Origin of the sequence: Pseudomonas inefficax, assembly GCF_900277125.1 — a bacterium.
GTDB lineage: Bacteria > Pseudomonadota > Gammaproteobacteria > Pseudomonadales > Pseudomonadaceae > Aquipseudomonas > Aquipseudomonas inefficax.
Genome location: NZ_OPYN01000203.1, coordinates 30,143 through 47,794 on the forward strand (window position 1 = coordinate 30,143; position 17,652 = coordinate 47,794).

Below are 17,652 nucleotides of genomic sequence, written 5' to 3' on the forward strand. Positions count from 1 at the left end.
AGTTTGTGCGCCAGTTCACACTTGCAACTACGCACACACAACACGCCCTCACCAAGGGCCGATATGGAGATCGAATTCTGGTGAACGCATCGCCGTTGCTCGCCGCTGTTTCCGCTGACTTCCCCTGCGGCGATGACCTCGAATATGACGCCGAGTTTCTGCAACTGGAACGTGACGCCCAGGGCCGCCCCGAGCGCGTCATGGGCGACGCTGTGCAGCCTGCCGAACCACCGCAGTGGCGCGATATCGAGCAGGCAAGCACGACCTTGCTGCAACGCAGCAAGGACCTGCGCATCACCCATTTCCTGCTTCAGGCCAACCTGGCCCTGCACGGCCTGCCAGGGCTTGCCGCCAGCCTGGAGCTGATCCGCGACCTGCTTGGCGAGTATTGGCTGCACCTGCACCCACAACTGGACGCCGCCGACGACAACGACCCAACGGTACGGGTCAACGCCCTGGCCGGCCTGACCTGCGACACCAACATCGCGCTGCTGCGTGACGCCGTGCTGGTGCGCTCACGTGCCTTTGGCCCGGTCACCCTGCGCGCGGCGCTGCACGCCGCCGGCGTGCAGCATTTCGCCAGCGAACAGCTCAGCGCCGAGGAACTGGCCGCCGCCCTGCGTGACGCCGACGCCGACCAGTTGCTGCAATGCCAAGAGGCGTTGCGGCTGGCCCGCGAGGCCGTGGACGCCATCGAGAACCGGGTAAACGACCAGGTCGGATCGGCCAGTGGTATCGATTTGTCAGCCTTGCGCCAGCCGCTGCGCCAGGTGCAGCAGGTACTGGCCGACTACTGCCCCGACGGGGTGGGCCCAGCCCCGGAAGCCGGTAACGCGCCGGCTGCCGAAAGCCATGACGACCGGCTGACGATCGCCGGTGCTGCACCCGACACACGGCCGGCTGCCCGCCCCGGCGAAGTCAACAGCCGCGAAGATGTGCAGCTGAGCCTCGACCGCCTGTTGCAGTACTACGCCCGCCACGAACCATCCAGCCCGCTGCCGGTACTGCTGCACCGGGCGAAGAAGCTGGTCAATGCCGATTTCGCAACCATTGTGCGCGACCTGATCCCCGATGGCTGGTCGCAATTCGAGAACCTGCGCGGCCCCGAGGACAACTGACGTCCTCGGCCCGCATCAACACCGACGCCCGCAACAAACAGCCCCGCCGCACCGGCGACCAGGAGGAACAACGTGGCGAAAGACAGCTCCCAGAAATTCATCGCGCGCAACCGTGCGCCGCGGGTGCAGATCGAATATGACGTCGAGCTCTACGGCGCCGAGAAGAAAGTCCAGTTGCCGTTCGTCATGGGCGTGCTGTCGGACCTTGCCGGCAAGCCGGCCGAGCCGCTGCCAGCGGTGGCCGAGCGCAAGTTCCTGGAAATCGACGTCGACAACTTCGACTCGCGCCTGAAGGCGATGAAGCCACGCGTGGCCTTCAACGTGCCCAACGAACTGACCGGCGAAGGCAACCTGAGCCTGGACATCACCTTCGAGAGCATGGACGACTTCAGCCCGGCCGCCGTGGCACGCAAGGTCGATGCCCTCAACCAGTTGCTCGAGGCCCGCACCCAATTGGCCAACCTGCTGACTTACATGGACGGCAAGACCGGTGCCGAGGACATCATCCTCAAGGCCATCAAGGACCCGGCCCTGCTGCAGGCCCTGGCCAGCGCACCGAAACCCGTCGACAACGAGCCCAAGGCCTGAGGAGACAGCTCATGAACGATCCATTGCGCGACGCCCAGGGCCAGCCGGCAGCTGCCACCCAGGACCCGAGCGAGTTCGCCAACCTGCTGCTGCAGGAATTCAAGCCCAAGACCGAACGTGCCAAGGAAGCGGTTGAAAGCGCCGTGCGTACCTTGGCCGAGCAGGCCCTGGCGCAGACCAGCCTGGTATCCGACGATGCCATCGGCTCGATCGAGCAGATCATTGCCGCCATCGACGCCAAGCTGACCGCGCAGGTCAACCAGATCATCCACCACGACGACTTCCAGCAGCTGGAAAGCGCCTGGCGTGGCCTGCACTACCTGGTGAACAACACCGAGAGCGACGAGCAGCTGAAGATTCGCGTGCTCAACGTCTCGAAGACCGAGCTGCACAAGACCCTGAAGAAATTCAAGGGCACCGCCTGGGACCAGAGCCCGGTGTTCAAGAAGCTGTACGAGGAAGAATACGGCCAGTTCGGCGGCGAACCCTATGGCTGCCTGGTTGGCGACTACTACTTCGACCAGTCGCCGCCCGACGTCGAGCTGCTGGGCGAGATGTCGAAGATCTGCGCCTCGATGCACGCGCCGTTCATTGCCGCCGCCTCGCCGACTGTTATGGGCATGGGCTCCTGGCAGGAACTGAGCAACCCGCGCGACCTGACCAAGATCTTCACCACACCGGAATATGCCGGCTGGCGCTCGCTGCGTGAGTCCGAAGACTCGCGCTACATCGGCCTGACCATGCCGCGCTTCCTGGCGCGCCTGCCTTATGGCGCCAAGACCGACCCGGTCGAGGCGTTTGCCTTTGAAGAAGACACCGACGGCGCCGACAGCAGCAAGTACACCTGGGCCAATGCCGCCTATGCCATGGCCGTGAACATCAACCGCTCGTTCAAGTACTACGGCTGGTGCTCGCGCATTCGTGGCGTGGAGTCGGGTGGCGAAGTGCAGGGCCTGCCGGCGCACACCTTCCCCACCGACGACGGTGGCGTGGACATGAAGTGCCCGACCGAAATCGCCATTTCCGACCGCCGCGAAGCGGAGCTGGCCAAGAACGGTTTCATGCCGCTGCTGCACAAGAAGAACACCGACTTCGCTGCCTTCATCGGTGCCCAGTCGCTGCAGAAGCCGGCCGAATACGACGACCCGGACGCCACCGCCAACGCCAACCTGGCTGCGCGCCTGCCGTACCTGTTCGCTACCTGCCGCTTCGCTCACTACCTCAAGTGCATCGTTCGCGACAAGATCGGCTCGTTCAAGGAGAAGGACGAGATGCAGCGCTGGTTGCAGGACTGGATCCTCAACTACGTCGACGGCGACCCGGCGCACTCCACCGAGACCACCAAGGCGCAGCACCCGCTGGCAGCGGCCGAGGTTGTGGTCGAGGACGTCGAAGGTAACCCGGGTTACTACAACTCGCGCTTCTACCTGCGCCCGCACTATCAGCTCGAAGGGCTGACCGTGTCGCTGCGCCTGGTATCGAAGCTGCCTTCGGCCAAAGGGGCCTGACAGACTTCGGGGCCGCTTCGCGGCCCTTTCGCGACGCAAGGCCGCTCCTACACAGAGGGCCGACGTCGTGTGTTGAGTGAGAGACCGACGCAGCTTCTGTAGGAGCGGCCTTGCGTCGCGAAAGGGCTGCGCAGCAGCCCCAACTGCACCAAACCGCCAACCTGACGCGTAATACCGAGGACATCATGGCTGTAGATATTTTCATCAAGATCGGCGACATCAAGGGCGAGTCCCACGACAAGGGCCACAAGGACGAAATCGACGTGCTCAACTGGAGCTGGGGCATGTCCCAGTCCGGCAACATGCACATGGGCAGCGGCGGCGGCTCGGGCAAGGTCAACATCCAGGACCTGTCGATCACCAAGTACATCGACAAGTCCAGCCCCAACCTGATGGCCCACTGCTCCAGCGGCAAGCACATCGACAAGGTCAAGCTGACCGTGCGCAAGGCCGGTGGCGAGAGCCAGGTCGAGTACCTGATCATCAACCTTGAAGAAGTCATCATCAGCTCGCTGAGCACCGGTGGCTCGGGCAGCGACGACCGCCTGACCGAGCACGTGACCCTGAACTTCGCCAAGGTCACCGTCGACTATCAGCCGCAGAAAGCCGACGGCACCAAGGAAGGCGGCCCGATCAAGTACGGCTGGAACATCCGCTCCAACGTCAAGATCTGACCGACCGCGCCCGCGCCGCCTGGCTGGCGCGGGCGCCTTCCCCACCTCACCCGCTCACGGTGAACCCCAATGGCCAAGCCTTCTTTCATCAACCTCTGGAATGCCTACCCGACCGACTCCTCGCCTTGCGACGGCGGCTGGGACAACCAGTGCGCCATTCGCATGAGTATCGCGCTCAACGGCGAGCACACCATCAAGGTGAACGCCGGTACCTACAGCGACCCACGTTGTGCCCATGGCCATGCCCGGGGTGCCGAGTCGCTGGCCAACTGGCTGTGGAAGCACCATCTCGGCGCCCCGCTGCAACTGAGCGGCAGTGCAGGCGACCGCCTCAAGCTCGGCCAGAAGCGCGGCATCATTTTCTTCAAGGACTGCTTCGCCCGTGCCGGGCAGGCGTTCGACGACCGTACCGGCGACCACATCGACCTGTGGGACAGAGGCCGGGTCACGGGCTATTTCGCCGACCAGGCCCATCGTTCCAAGGCCGTCTGGTTCTGGGAGCTGAAATGAAACCTGCACCCAAAGCCATCCCGGCCCTGCTGGTCGCGTTCGCCCTGAATGCATGTGCCCAGCCCCCCGCTCCCTCGTCGAGCGCGGCGCCTGAGGTTACCCTTGCCGGGAAAACGCTTGCGCTGGTGAACCACGAAGGCCGCTGCGCGCTGCGCAAGGCCGATGCCTCGCTGCTACAGCTGGACATGCCCTGGCCCTGCCAGCTCAGCCCGGAGCGAGATGGCGGCAAGCCTCGCGTGGAGCAGTTCAATGGCGCGCAGATCATTATTGTCAGCCATGTGCAGCCAGACCCGTCACAGCCCGGCCGTTGCGACAGCCAGTACCAGGCTGTTCGCCAGCTGGGCGAGCACCTGGAGCCCTCCATCCTGGCGCGTGGCGCCAGCTGCTGGAACGGCCCTGTAGACCAGAAGAACTTCGTGGGGTTGTTCGAGTGGTAGCCGAAATCGCCGCCCGCGACCGCCTGCAGCCCTCGCTGCTGGACCGCCTGACCGACGACGACCCGGGCAACCCGCAGGAAGCCCCCGACAAGCGCGTGCTCAGCCTGCACCAGCTCAAGGTCTCGGTACTGCGCGACCTCGCCTGGCTGCTCAATACCACTTCGCTGCTCGACAGCGCCACTACCTTGGGCACCCAGGCCGGGGCTTCGGTGATCAACTACGGCCTGCCGGCCCTGGCCGGCAACAGCGCCTCGAACATCGACCTGGCCGCCCTGGAGCGCATCATCCACCAGGCCATCACCACCTATGAGCCACGCATCCTCGCTCATACCCTCAAGGTGCGTGCCCAGGCCGCACCCGGCGAGATGAATGCCAACGCCCTGAGTTTCGAAATCGAAGGCGACCTGTGGGCCCAGCCGGCGGCCTTGCCGTTGCTGCTGCAGACCGAGGTGGACCTTGAATCCGGCCATGTGCGCGTGGCCCCTGCCGAACGCCGGAGGCGTGCATGAACCCGCGCCTGCTCGAGCTGTACAACCAGGAGCTGCAGCACATCCGCGAGAGTGCGGCGGAGTTCGCCCGGGAATACCCGAAAATCGCCGGGCGCCTGACGCTGTCCGGGGTCGAGTGTGCCGACCCCTATGTCGAGCGCCTGCTCGAAGGCTTCGCCTACCTCACCGCACGGGTGCAGCTCAAGCTGGACGCCGAGTACCCGACCTTCACCCACAACCTGCTGGAGATCGCCTACCCGCACTACCTGGCGCCGACCCCGTCGATGACCGTGGTGCAACTGCAGACCGACCCCGACGAGGGGTCCCTGGCCGCCGGTTTCCGCCTGCCGCGTGACAGCGTGCTGCGCGCCAACCTGGGGCGCAACTCGCAGACCCCGTGCGAGTTCCGCAGCACCCAGGACGTCACCCTCTGGCCCTTGCAGGTAGCCCGCGCCGAGTACTTCGGCAACCCCGGCGCGGTGCTCGGGCGCCTGGCCAGCAGCGTGCCGCAGGCCCGCGCCGGCCTGCGCCTGACCCTGCGCAGTGGCGCTGAGGTGCCATTCGCCAGCTTGCCGCTCAGCCATCTGCCGCTGTACCTCAACGGCGCCGACGAAACCCCGTTCCGCCTCTACGAGCAACTGCTGGGCAGCGCCTGTGCGGTGTTCGTGCGCCAACCCGGCGCCGACTGGGTGGAACGTATTCCGGTCGAACAGGCCCTGCGCCCGTGTGGCTTCGATGACCGCGAAGCGGCGTTGCCGGTGGTGCCCCAGGCCTTCCAGGGCTACCGCCTGCTGCAGGAGTACTTCGCCCTGCCGCAGCGCTTCCTGTTCGTCGATTTTGCCGGGCTGGAGCCGGCCGTACAGCGCTGCACCGGCCAGACGCTGGAAGTGCTGGTATTGTTCGAGCGCTTCGACCAGAGCCTGGAGGGCAGCGTCGGCGCGGGCCAGTTCGTGCCGTTCTGCACCCCGGCGATCAACCTGTTCCCGCGCCGTGTCGACCGCCTGCACCTTTCCGATCGGGTGCATGAACACCACGTGATCGCCGACCGCACCCGGCCCACCGATTTCGAGATCCATTCCCTGCAGCGGGTCACCGGCCACGGCACCGGCCCGGATCAGGAATTCCTGCCGTTCTACGCGGTGCGCGACCCGTCGCGCTACGGCCGCGACCAGGCCTACTACATCGTGCGCCGCGAGCCGCGGGTGTTGTCCAGCGACCAGCGACGCAATGGCACCCGCTCCAGCTACATGGGCAGCGAAACGTTCATCAGCCTGGTCGATGGCCAGCAGGCGCCCTACCGCCACGACTTGCGCCAGCTGGGTATCAGCGCCCTGTGCAGCAACCGCGACCTGCCATTGTTCATGAGTGTTGGCGACGGGCGCAGCGACTTCAGCCTGGCCGACAGCGCGCCGGTCGCCGGCGTGCGATGCCTGGCCGGCCCGAGCCGGCCCAAGGCCAGCCATGCCCATGACAACCGCGCCTGGCGCCTGATCAGCCAGCTGTCGCTGAACTACCTGTCGCTGGCCGAGCATGGCCAGGGCGCCGCCGCCCTGCGCGAATTGCTGCGCCTGTATGGCGACCCGCAGGACAGCGCCTTGAACCTGCAGATCGACGGCCTGCGCGACGTCAGCAGCAAGCCCTGCACCCGACGCCTGCCGATGCCGGGGCCGATCGTTTTCGGGCGTGGCCTGGAGATCACCCTGACCTTCGACGAAAACGCCTTCCGCGGGACCGGCGTGTTCCTGCTCGGCGCGGTGTTCGAGCGCTTCCTGACCCGCTACGTGTCGATCAACAGCTTCACCGAAACGGTACTGCGCACCAGCGAACGCGGCGAGATCATGCGCTGGGCGGCCAAACCGGGGCGCAGGCCGACCTTATGAACACCTTGCAGGCCATGCAGGACGAGCCTTGGGCGTACGACTTCTTCCAGGCGCTGCGCCGCCTCGAGGCGCAATACCCCGAGCTGCCACGCTTCGGCCATTCCCTGCGCCTGGCCGACGAGCCAGTGCGCCTGGGCCAGCGCCTGGACTGCGGTTTCGCCCCGGCGACCCTGGCCTCGGTCAGCGCCGACGGCAACCAGCCGGCGCGCCTGGAGCAGTTCTTCTTCGGCCTCGGTGGCCCCAACGGGCCGTTGCCACTGCACCTGACCGAATACATGCGCGAGCGCCAGCGCAACCATGCCGATTCGACCAGCAAGGCCTTCCTCGACGTCTTCCACCACCGCCTGCTGAGCCTGTTCTACCGTGCCTGGGCCGAAGCCCGACCGACCGTCAGCCACGATCGCCCGGGTGATGACTACTGGGCCGCGCGCCTGGCGGCGCTCAGTGGCCGTGGCCAACCAGAACTGCAAGGCCAGGGCGCGTTGGCAGACACTGCCAAACTGCACTGGTCCGGCCACCTGAGCGCGCAAACCCGTTACCCGGACGGCCTGTGCAGCATCCTCAGCGGGTATTTCGGCGTACCTGTGGCGCTGGAAGAATACGTCGGCCAATGGCTTGAACTGCCCGAACGCAGCCAGCTCGGCGTGCGCGCCAACCGCCTGGGCGTGGACCTGTGCCTGGGCCGCTACGTCTGGGACCGCCAGCACAAGTTCCGGCTGTGCCTCGGCCCGCTCAGCCTCGACCAGTACCACGCCCTGCTGCCCGGCGGACAGGCCTTCGTCGAACTGGCGGCATGGGTCGCCGAATACCTGGGCCAGGAACTGGACTGGGACCTTAACCTGATTCTCGCGCAGGACCAGGTGCCTGCCTTGCAACTCAATGCCGGCCAGCGCCTCGGTTTCGATACCTGGCTCGGCCGCCCTCCGCACGATGCACGCGACCTGAAGCTGGCCCGGTACTACGCCGACCAGCCGGCCGCCGCCCACCATACAAGGAACCAGGACCATGGGTGAAATCAGCCGCGCCGCGCTGTTCGGCAAACTCAACAGCATCGCCTACAAGGCCATCGAGGCCGCAACGGTGTTCTGCAAGCTGCGGGGCAACCCCTATGTCGAACTGGTGCACTGGCTGCACCAGTTACTGCAACTGCAGGACAGCGACTTGCACCGTATCGTGCGCCAGTGCGATATCGAGCCGGCGCGCCTGGCCCGCGACCTGACCGATGCGCTGGACCGGCTGCCGCGCGGTTCGACGTCGATCACCGACCTGTCCTCGCAGGTGGAAGAAGCCGTCGAACGCGGCTGGGTTTACGGCAGCCTGATGTTCGGCGAAAGCCAGGTGCGCACCGGTTACCTGCTGGTTGGCATTCTCAAGACCCCGAGCCTGCGCCATGCCTTGCTGGGGCTGTCGAGCGAGTTCGCCAAGCTGAAGGTCGAGGCGTTGAGCGAACGCTTCAGCGAATTCGTGGGCGACTCGCCGGAGAACCACCTGGGCGCCACCGACGGTTTCAGTGCTGCGCAGCCTGGCGAAGCCAGCGGAGCCGTGGCGCCCGCGGCGATGGGCAAGCAGGAGGCGCTCAAGCGCTTTACCGTCGACCTGACCGAACAGGCCCGCAACGGCAAGCTCGACCCTATCGTCGGCCGTGACGAAGAGATCCGCCAGCTGGTCGACATCCTCATGCGCCGCCGGCAGAACAACCCGATCCTTACCGGTGAGGCCGGTGTCGGCAAAACCGCCGTGGTCGAAGGCTTCGCCTTGCGCATCGTCGCCGGCGACGTGCCGCCGGCGCTCAAGGACGTCGAACTGCGCAGCCTGGACGTCGGCCTGCTGCAGGCCGGCGCCAGCATGAAAGGCGAGTTCGAACAGCGCCTGCGCCAGGTGATCGAGGATGTGCAGGCCTCGCCCAAGCCGATCATTCTGTTCATCGATGAAGCGCACACCCTGGTCGGTGCCGGTGGCGCTGCCGGCACCGGCGATGCAGCCAACCTGCTCAAGCCGGCCCTGGCCCGTGGCAGCCTGCGCACGGTGGCGGCAACCACCTGGGCCGAGTACAAGAAGCACATCGAGAAGGACCCCGCGCTGACCCGCCGCTTCCAGGTGGTGCAGGTGGACGAGCCGAGCGAAGCCAAGGCGCTGCTGATGATGCGAGGCGTGGCATCGACCATGGAGCAGCACCACCAGGTGCAGATCCTCGACGAAGCACTCGAAGCCGCGGTCAAACTGTCGCACCGCTACATTCCGGCGCGCCAGCTGCCGGACAAGTCGGTGAGCCTGCTCGATACCGCCTGCGCGCGCGTCGCCATCAGCCTGCACGCGGTGCCGGCCGAGGTCGACGACAGCCGCCGGCGTATCGAGGCGCTGGAGGTCGAGCAGGCGATCATCGCCCGTGAAGCCGCCATCGGCGTGCCTACCGCGCAGCGCCAGGCCCAGGCCGAAACCCTGCTGGCCGAAGAGCGCCAACGGCTGGCCACGCTGGAAAGCCGCTGGGCCGAAGAAAAGGCCCTGGTCGACCAGTTGCTGGCCACCCGTGCCCAGCTGCGCGAGCAGGCCGGGGTGGTCGACCAGGACGCGCAGGTGCCTGGCAACCCTGAACTGCGCGAAACGCTGGCCGACCTGCAACGGCGCCTGAGCGCCCTGCAAGGCGAGAGCCCGTTGATCCTGCCGACCGTGGATTACCAGGCAGTCGCCTCGGTGGTGGCCGACTGGACCGGGATCCCGGTGGGGCGCATGGCGCGCAACGAGATCGAGACCGTGCTCAACCTCGACAGCCTGTTGGCCAAGCGCATCATTGGCCAGGACCACGCGTTGAAAATGATCGCCAAGCGCATCCAGACCTCCCGCGCCGGCCTCGACAACCCGAACAAGCCGATTGGCGTGTTCATGCTCGCCGGCACCTCTGGCGTGGGCAAGACCGAAACCGCACTGGCTCTGGCCGAGGCGCTGTACGGCGGTGAACAGAACCTGATCACCATCAACATGAGCGAGTTCCAGGAGGCCCATACCGTCTCGACCCTCAAGGGCGCCCCGCCTGGCTACGTCGGCTACGGCGAAGGCGGCGTACTGACCGAGGCCGTGCGCCGCCGGCCGTACAGCGTGGTGCTGCTGGACGAGGTGGAAAAGGCCCACCCGGATGTGCACGAAATCTTCTTCCAGGTGTTCGACAAGGGCGTGATGGAGGACGGCGAAGGCCGCCAGATCGACTTCCGCAACACGCTGATTCTGCTCACCACCAACGCCGGTACCGAGCTCATCGCGCGCACCTGCAGCGACCCGCAGGCCCTGCCCGACCCGGACACGGTGGCCAGCCAGCTGCGCCAGCCGCTGCTGGAAATCTTCCCGCCGGCGCTGCTCGGCCGCCTGGTGACCATCCCCTACTACCCGCTCAGCGACGCCATGCTCAAGGCCATCACCCGCCTGCAACTGGAGCGCATCCGCAAGCGCGTGGAAGGCACGCACAAGGTCGGCTTCGCCTACGACGAAGGGGTGGTGGAGCTGATCGTCTCGCGCTGCAGCGAGACCGAAAGCGGTGGCCGCATGATCGACGCCATCCTCACCAACGGCCTGCTGCCGGACATGAGCCGCGAGTTCCTCACCCGCATGCTCGAAGGCAAGCCGCTGGCCAGCGTGCGTATCAGCCGCCGCGACAACGACTTGCACTATGACTTCGGCGCAGCCGACTGACAGGACCGACCATGCTGTTCACGCAGTTCACGCGCCTGGCGCAGATTAACAGCCCGTTGGGTCCGGACAAGCTGATCCTGGCCGAAATGGGCGGCAGCGACGAGCTCGGCCGCCTGTTCGACTATGAGCTGCAGCTGACCAGCGACGACCCGGCCATCGACCTCAACGCCCTGCTGGGCAAGCCGATGAGCCTGAGCGTGCAGCAGGGCCTCGGCACGTCACGTTACTTCCATGGCATCGTCGCCCGCTGCAGCCAGTCGGTGGACCAGGGCCAGTTCGCCAGCTACCGGGTCACCCTGCGCCCATGGCTGTGGCTGCTGACCCGCACCAGCGACTGCCGCATCTTCCAGCACCTGAGCGCGCCGCAGATCATCAAGCAGGTGTTTCGCGATCTGGGCTTTTCCGATTTCGAGGATGCCCTGAGCCGCAGCTACCGCGAACGCGAATACTGTGTGCAGTACCGCGAGACCAGCTTCGACTTCGTCAGCCGGCTGATGGAAGAGGAAGGCATCTACTATTTCTTCCGCCATGAAGCACAGCGCCACGTGCTGGTGCTGGCCGACGCCTACGGCGCACACCCGCAGGTGCCGGGCTACGAAAGCGTGCCCTACTACCCGCCGGACGGGCAGCACCGCGAGCGTGACCACATCAACGACTGGCACCTGGCCCAGGAAGTCCAGCCAGGTTCCCTGGAGCTCAACGACTACGACTTCCAGCGCCCAAGCGCGCGCATCGACGTGCGCTCGGCCATGCCGCGCCCGCATCAGGCCGGTGATTACCCACTGTACGACTACCCCGGCGCCTACCAGCAAAGCCAGGATGGCGAGCATTACGCGCGTACGCGCCTGGAATCGCTGCAAAGCCTGCACGAGCGGGTCGAACTGCGCGGTAATGCCCGTGGCCTGGGCAGCGGTCACTTGTTCAGCCTCAGCGGTTTCACCCGCCAGGACCAGAACCGCGAATACCTGATCGTCGGCGCACGCTACTACGTGCATCAGGAGCGCCTGGAAAGCGGCACCGGCAGCGGCGCGGCGCAATTCGAAAGCAACCTCAGCTGCATCGACGCACAGCAGAGCTTCCGCCCGCAGGGCAGCACTGTGCGGCCGATCGTCAAGGGCCCGCAGACCGCCGTGGTAGTCGGCCCCGCCGGCGAGGAGATCTGGACCGACCAATATGGCCGGGTGAAAGTGCACTTCCACTGGGACCGCCACGACCAGTCCAACGAGAACAGCTCCTGCTGGATCCGCGTATCCCAGGCCTGGGCCGGCAAGAACTGGGGCTCGATGCAGATCCCGCGCATCGGCCAGGAGGTGATCGTCAGCTTCCTCGAAGGCGACCCCGACCGGCCCATCATCACTGGCCGCGTCTACAACGCCGAACAGAGCGTGCCCTACGACTTGCCCGCCAATGCTACGCAAAGCGGCATGAAAAGCCGCTCGAGCAAAGGCGGCAGCCCGGCCAATTTCAATGAAATCCGCATGGAAGACAAAAAGGGCGCCGAGCAGATCTACGTGCATGCCGAGCGCAACATGGACACCGTGGTCGAGCAGAGCGAGACGCTTGCCGTCGGCATCAATCGCACCCAGACGGTGGGCATGCTGGAAACCATCACCATCGGCCAGGACCGCATCCGCGCCGTGCGCCGCGACGACATGTTGCTGGTCGGCGCCAGCAAGACCGATAGCGTCAGCACCAGCTACCTGATCGAAGTGGGTGAAAACCTGCGCCTGGTGTGCGGCAAGAGCGTCATCGAGCTCAACGCCAGCGGCCAGATCAACATCAGCTGCGAGCAGTTCAGCTTCCATGCCAAGCAGAACGGCGAGATCAACACCGACGGCACCCTCGACCTGAACGTCGGCAGTGGCGCGCAGACCGCGCCTGACAACCAGGGTGTAAAAAAGACCATCGACGACTCGGTGAAGGCGATCTTCTCCGGCTCCGACCAGTAACGAGACCTGTCATGAGTTATCGCGTCAACGAATTCCGCCTGGCCCTGCCCGATGCCGCCGTGCAGGACAGCAGCATCAACATCCTGCGCTTCGAGGCGCTGGCCACTTCGCTGATCATCAGCCGCAGCCTGCTGGCCGAAGGCGAGACCTTGCAGAGCAATTTCGACGGCCAGTTGCAGCGCCTGCAGCAGCAGGTAAAAGACCTGCGCATGCAGCCTGCACAGGCGGTGCAGGTAGGCACCGAGCAGGCGATCGCCGCCATCGAGCTGAGCAGCCAGTTCAGCAAGGGCCAGGAAAAGGTCTACCAGTACCAGCTGGCCCTGGTGCTGCCGGGCACGCGCAAGATGTTTGCCCTGAGCTACGTCAAGGCCAGCCCGCTGGGCGCGGCCGAAGCGGCGCACTGGGCAACCATCAAGCAGTCGCTCGACTTCGACAACCTGGGCTGATCGCGCACCATGTCCGACGCCCTGTGGGCCGCCCGCGAAGGCGACGCGCTGATGCACACCTCGATGCTGGCGGACATTGTCGGCGGTGTACTGGAAATCGCCGCCACCGTGGCCATCGGCGCCCTGGCCACTGCCGCCGTGGCGGCGGCGTTCGGCCTGACCGTGGCCACCGGTGGCCTGGGCTGCTTCGTGCTGGGCGCGGTGGTCGGCCTGGTGGTCGGTGTGGTCATGGCCAAGACCGGCGCCGATACCGGCCTGAGCCGATTATGCGAGGGTATCGGCAATTTCCTGTTCCCGCCGTCGGTGCAGGCCACCATCATCAGTGGCTCGCCGAACACCCGCACCAACGGCATGCGCGCGGCGCGTGCTGCAGGCGTCGTCACCGGCCCGCCGGCACCGCTGGAGCAGGCCGGTGCCGAAGCTGGCGCGGCGAAGGAAGAAAGCTTCCTGGACATGGCCAAGGGCTTCTTCTCGCAGATGTGGCGGCCGACCGTGGCCACGCCCGCTGCCAATACCTTGCCAGCACCGGACGACAAGGTACTGTGCAGCAAGCACCCGCCGATGCCACCGCAGTACCTGGCCGAGGGGTCGAGCAAGGTGCTGATCAATGGCCACCCGGCCTGCCGCAGCGGTGACCGCAGCACCTGCGAAGCGGTGATCGTCGACGGTGGCCTGGTATCGAGCAACGTGCGCATCGGCGGCGAGCCAATCGTGGTGCGCGAGATCCGCAGCGGCAAGACACCGGGCATCGGCCTGGCAGTGACCGCGCTGATGCTGCTGCGCGGGCGTGGCGGCAAGTTCTACAGCAAGTTCGGCTGCATGCTGGTGGGCGGGGTGAGCAGCGTCGTAACCGGCCAGGTGACCAGCGCCCTCACCCAGGCCATGGCCGGTTCGCCCAACCCGGTACATGCGGCGACCGGCGGCAAGGTCCTGTGTGGCGATGAAGACCTCGACTTCACCGTGCAGGCCACCCTGCCGATCGCCTGGCAACGCTTCTACAACAGCCACGACGAGCGGGTCGATGGCCTGTTCGGCGCGGGCTGGAGCCTGCCTTACGAAGTTTCGGTAGAGGTTGGCGAAGACGATCACCTGGTGCTGGTCGACGAGCAGGCCCGCCGGGTGGACATGGGCATCATCACCTTGGGTGATGCGGTGTTCAGTGTCGGTGAAGGGCTGAGCGTACGCCGGGCGCACAACGGCGAGCTGCTGACCGAAAGCCGCGAAGGCGAGTATCGGCTGTTCCAGCCGACCCCGGGGCGGCCTGACCGACTGCGCCTGAGCCAGATCGGTGATCGCAACGACAACCGGATCTACCTGGACTACGACGACCAGGGCCGTCTTTGCCAGTTGCGCGATACCTTCGATCAGGTGCGTGTCCGGCTCGGCTACAGCGAGCAATGGCCACAGCGGGTGAGCCACGTCGACGTCCACGCGGCGAGCGGCGAATCGCAACGCTTGGCCAGCTATGGCTACGATACCAACGGTGACCTCGCTCAGGTGCTGGATGGCGCAAGCCAGCCGCTGCGCGGCTTTGCCTACGACGCCGCCCGACGCATGATCGAACACCGTACTGGCGGCGGCCTGTGTTGCAACTACGAATGGGCGCAGCATGAGGACGGTTGGCGGGTGGTGCGACACTGGACCAACGGCGGCGACAGCTACGCCTTCGAATACGATGTGGCCGCAGGCACCACCCGGGTGACCGACAGCCTTGGCCGCGTCGCCGTGCGCCACTGGAACCCGCAGTATCAGATCACCGCCTACACCGATGCACTCGAGCGGACCTGGCGCTTCGAATGGAACGACGAGCGCCAGTTGCTCGCGGCGAGCGACCCCATGGATGGACGCTGGCAGTTTTTCTACGATGAGTCGGGCAACCTTGCCGAAACGGTCGACCCGCTGGGGCGTAGCGAGTCGACCGAGTGGCTCGAGCATTGGTCGCTGCCTCGCAGCCAGACCGACCAGGCCGGCCACCGCTGGACATTCGCCTACGACCAACGCGGAAACTGCACGCGCGAAACCGACCCGCTGGGCCAGCACACACGGTATCGCCACGACAGCCAGGGCAACCCTGTCGAAATCATCGATGCCAATGGTTCCAGCCGCCACCTGCGCTGGAACGAGCAAGGGCTGCTGGTCGAACAGCGGGACTGCTCGGGCTACCTGACCCGCTTCGCCTACGACACCTTGGGCCACTTGCGATCGATCACCGACGCCCAGGGCGAGCGCACCGACTACCAGCATGACAGCAAGGGTCGCTTGCGTAGCGTGACCTTTCCCGATGGCCGCAGCGAAGCGTTTGCCCTCGATGCCAGCGGCTTGTTGGTTCAGCACCTCGACCCGGCAGGTCACGTTACCCAATACCGGCGTAACCGCCGCGGGCAACTGGAACTGCGCATCGATGCGCTCGGCCGGCAGGTGCGCTACCAGTACGATAACCATGGGCGCCTGCTCGCTCTGTACAACGAAAATGGCGAAGCCTACGGTTTCGAATGGGATGCAGGCGACCGGCTGATCGCCGAACGCGACCTGGACGGCGGCTTGCGGCGCTACCAGTACGACCCACTGGACAACCTTGTCCAGGTGACCTTCCTGCCTGCACCGGGCAGCGCAGAGGCGCCCATTATTCATCGCATGGCGTACGACGCCGGCGGTCGGCTGCTGACCCGCCATACCGATGAGGGACGCACCGACTACTGCAACGACCCACTGGACAACGTGGTTGCGATCCGCCGTACCGCCGTGGATGGCCAGGTCGAGGAACTGGGCTTCGCCTTCGATGCCCTGAGCCAGTTGCTCGAAGAACACAGCGCGCAGGGCAGCGTGCAGTACCAGTACGACCCGCTCGGCAACGTCACCCGCACGCGAGTACCCGACGGCCGCTGGATCAACCGCCTGTACTACGGCAGCGGGCACCTGCACCAGATCAACCTCGATGGCAAGGTGGTGTGCGATTTCGAGCGTGACCGCGTACACCGGGAGACGCTGCGCCTGCAGGGCAACCTGGCGATTCAACGCAAGTACGACCGTGGCGGGCGCCTGCGCACTCTGCTGCGCCGCCCGGCAGCCCAACCCAGCCAGCTGCCGGCGCCAGACCAGCAGCGGTACCAGTTCGACGCGGCCGACCAACTGGCCGTACGCGAGGTGCAGCACCCGGGCAGCGGCTATTTGCAGGCTTATCAGCATGATGGCTGCGGCCATGTGCTGGGGCGCCAGGACAGCCCTGTCGGCCAGCGCGAAGCATTCCGCTACGACCCGGCCGGCAACCTGCTCGACCCGCTGGCGGCAGGTGCCGGGCTGGTCCGGCACAACCGCGTGCTCACTTTCGAGGACAAGCGCTATCGCTACGATGGCTTCGGTCGCCTGGTGGAAAAGCGCAGCCGCCGCCGCGGTACGCAGCATTTTCGCTACGACGCCGAGCACCGGCTGGTCCAGGTGCGCAACCTGCAACCCGGGCGGGAACGCATCATCGACATGCGCTACGACCCGATGGGCCGGCGCACCGAGAAGATCGAATCAACGCTCGACGGCCAGGTGGTCAGCCGCACCCGCTTCAGCTGGAGTGGCCTGCGCCTGCTCGGCGAGCTGCACAATGGCCGGCAGGCGCTGTACCTGTACGAGGACGATGGCCACGAACCGCTGGCCCGGGTGGACGGCCTGGGTGCTCACCAGCAGGTACTGCATTACCACAATGACATCAACGGCCTGCCGGAGCAGTTGACCGATGGCGCTGGCGAGGAGGTGTGGTCGGCGCGCTACCTGACCTGGGGCGCAAGCTGGCATGAACAGCGGGCTACCCGTCTGCAGGAAGAACAGAACCTGCGCTTCCAGGGCCAGTACCTGGACCGCGAAACCGGCCTGCACTACAACCTGTTCCGCTTCTACGACCCAGAGATAGGCCGCTTTACCCAGCCTGACCCAATTGGTCTGGCCGGTGGTTTGAACCTTTACGAGTATGCGCCCAACCCGTTTACCTGGATCGACCCATGGGGGCTGCTCAAAGAAGGCGAATCCGCAGGCTTCGGCACCGATGCTCATAAAAAAGACGGCCACGATGCCCATGAAATCATGCGTCACAAGTTCATGCAGGACAAAGGTATCGCCACGACTAACCGGGTAAAAGGCAACCCGGCAATGGCGCTCAAGCGTAGCAACCACACCATGGTTCACGACGAGGAGCGCCGCTTGCGAGCACTACGAGGACTGGGGCCAAACCAGATGCTCAAGCGCGGCAAACTGGAAATCCGACTGATGTCCGAAGCTATCTACAACACATTGGTTACCCGTAATATCGTGACCCAGGACCAACTCCGCACCGCCAGGCGGCTAGCCCGGTCATATGCAAAAAGCAAGGGATGTTATTGACGTGCATT

13 protein-coding genes are annotated in these 17,652 nt (G+C 65.6%); all 13 read left to right on the top strand.

The annotated features are described in order from the left end of the window. The first annotated feature begins 80 nt into the window (after nucleotides 1-80). Nucleotides 81-1,118 (top strand): type VI secretion system protein TssA, encoded by a 1,038-nt coding sequence (gene tssA / locus JV551A3_RS24850; protein ID WP_133974864.1) that lies wholly within the window; start codon nucleotides 81-83, stop codon nucleotides 1,116-1,118. A gap of 72 nt (nucleotides 1,119-1,190) precedes the next feature. After that, the gene (gene tssB, locus JV551A3_RS24855) at nucleotides 1,191-1,706 is read left to right on the top strand and encodes a type VI secretion system contractile sheath small subunit (RefSeq protein ID WP_025340314.1); all 516 of its coding nucleotides are present in this window, start codon (nucleotides 1,191-1,193) and stop codon (nucleotides 1,704-1,706) included. 11 nt (nucleotides 1,707-1,717) lie between these two features. Then, the gene (tssC, locus tag JV551A3_RS24860; RefSeq protein ID WP_133974866.1) at nucleotides 1,718-3,214 is read left to right on the top strand and encodes a type VI secretion system contractile sheath large subunit; all 1,497 of its coding nucleotides are present in this window, start codon (nucleotides 1,718-1,720) and stop codon (nucleotides 3,212-3,214) included. Nucleotides 3,215-3,399: 185 nt separating this feature from the next. Next, nucleotides 3,400-3,888: an Hcp family type VI secretion system effector gene (locus JV551A3_RS24865; RefSeq protein ID WP_112253436.1), complete on the top strand. Its 489-nt coding sequence runs from the start codon at nucleotides 3,400-3,402 to the stop codon at nucleotides 3,886-3,888. A 69-nt stretch (nucleotides 3,889-3,957) separates the two neighbouring features. Continuing rightward, nucleotides 3,958-4,398, top strand: coding sequence for a type VI secretion system amidase effector protein Tae4 (locus JV551A3_RS24870; protein ID WP_133974868.1), 441 nt, complete (start codon nucleotides 3,958-3,960; stop codon nucleotides 4,396-4,398). Beyond that, nucleotides 4,395-4,835: a hypothetical protein gene (locus JV551A3_RS30850; protein WP_177421361.1), complete on the top strand. Its 441-nt coding sequence runs from the start codon at nucleotides 4,395-4,397 to the stop codon at nucleotides 4,833-4,835. The genes JV551A3_RS24870 and JV551A3_RS30850 overlap by 4 nt, the downstream gene beginning before the upstream one ends. After that, entirely contained in the window at nucleotides 4,829-5,344 is a 516-nt protein-coding gene (gene tssE, locus JV551A3_RS24880) for a type VI secretion system baseplate subunit TssE (RefSeq protein ID WP_133979211.1), read from the top strand. The genes JV551A3_RS30850 and tssE overlap by 7 nt, the downstream gene beginning before the upstream one ends. Beyond that, complete coding sequence (tssF, locus tag JV551A3_RS24885) at nucleotides 5,341-7,203, top strand: type VI secretion system baseplate subunit TssF (protein ID WP_112253433.1); 1,863 nt, start codon at nucleotides 5,341-5,343, stop codon at nucleotides 7,201-7,203. The genes tssE and tssF overlap by 4 nt, the downstream gene beginning before the upstream one ends. Beyond that, the gene (gene tssG, locus JV551A3_RS24890; protein ID WP_112253432.1) at nucleotides 7,200-8,216 is read left to right on the top strand and encodes a type VI secretion system baseplate subunit TssG; all 1,017 of its coding nucleotides are present in this window, start codon (nucleotides 7,200-7,202) and stop codon (nucleotides 8,214-8,216) included. Before tssF ends, tssG begins: the two co-directional genes overlap by 4 nt. Then, complete coding sequence (tssH, locus tag JV551A3_RS24895) at nucleotides 8,209-10,884, top strand: type VI secretion system ATPase TssH (RefSeq protein WP_133974872.1); 2,676 nt, start codon at nucleotides 8,209-8,211, stop codon at nucleotides 10,882-10,884. The genes tssG and tssH overlap by 8 nt, the downstream gene beginning before the upstream one ends. Nucleotides 10,885-10,895: 11 nt before the next feature. After that, nucleotides 10,896-12,833, top strand: a complete 1,938-nt coding sequence (locus tag JV551A3_RS24900; protein WP_133974874.1) for a type VI secretion system Vgr family protein — start codon at nucleotides 10,896-10,898, stop codon at nucleotides 12,831-12,833. Nucleotides 12,834-12,844: 11 nt separating this feature from the next. Then, nucleotides 12,845-13,279 carry a DcrB-related protein gene (locus tag JV551A3_RS24905; RefSeq protein WP_133974877.1) on the top strand — a complete coding sequence of 145 codons (435 nt, stop codon included), beginning with the start codon at nucleotides 12,845-12,847 and terminating at the stop codon, nucleotides 13,277-13,279. 9 nt (nucleotides 13,280-13,288) lie between these two features. Next, nucleotides 13,289-17,644, top strand: a complete 4,356-nt coding sequence (locus tag JV551A3_RS24910) for an RHS repeat-associated core domain-containing protein (protein WP_133974879.1) — start codon at nucleotides 13,289-13,291, stop codon at nucleotides 17,642-17,644. Nucleotides 17,645-17,652: the final 8 nt, after the last annotated feature.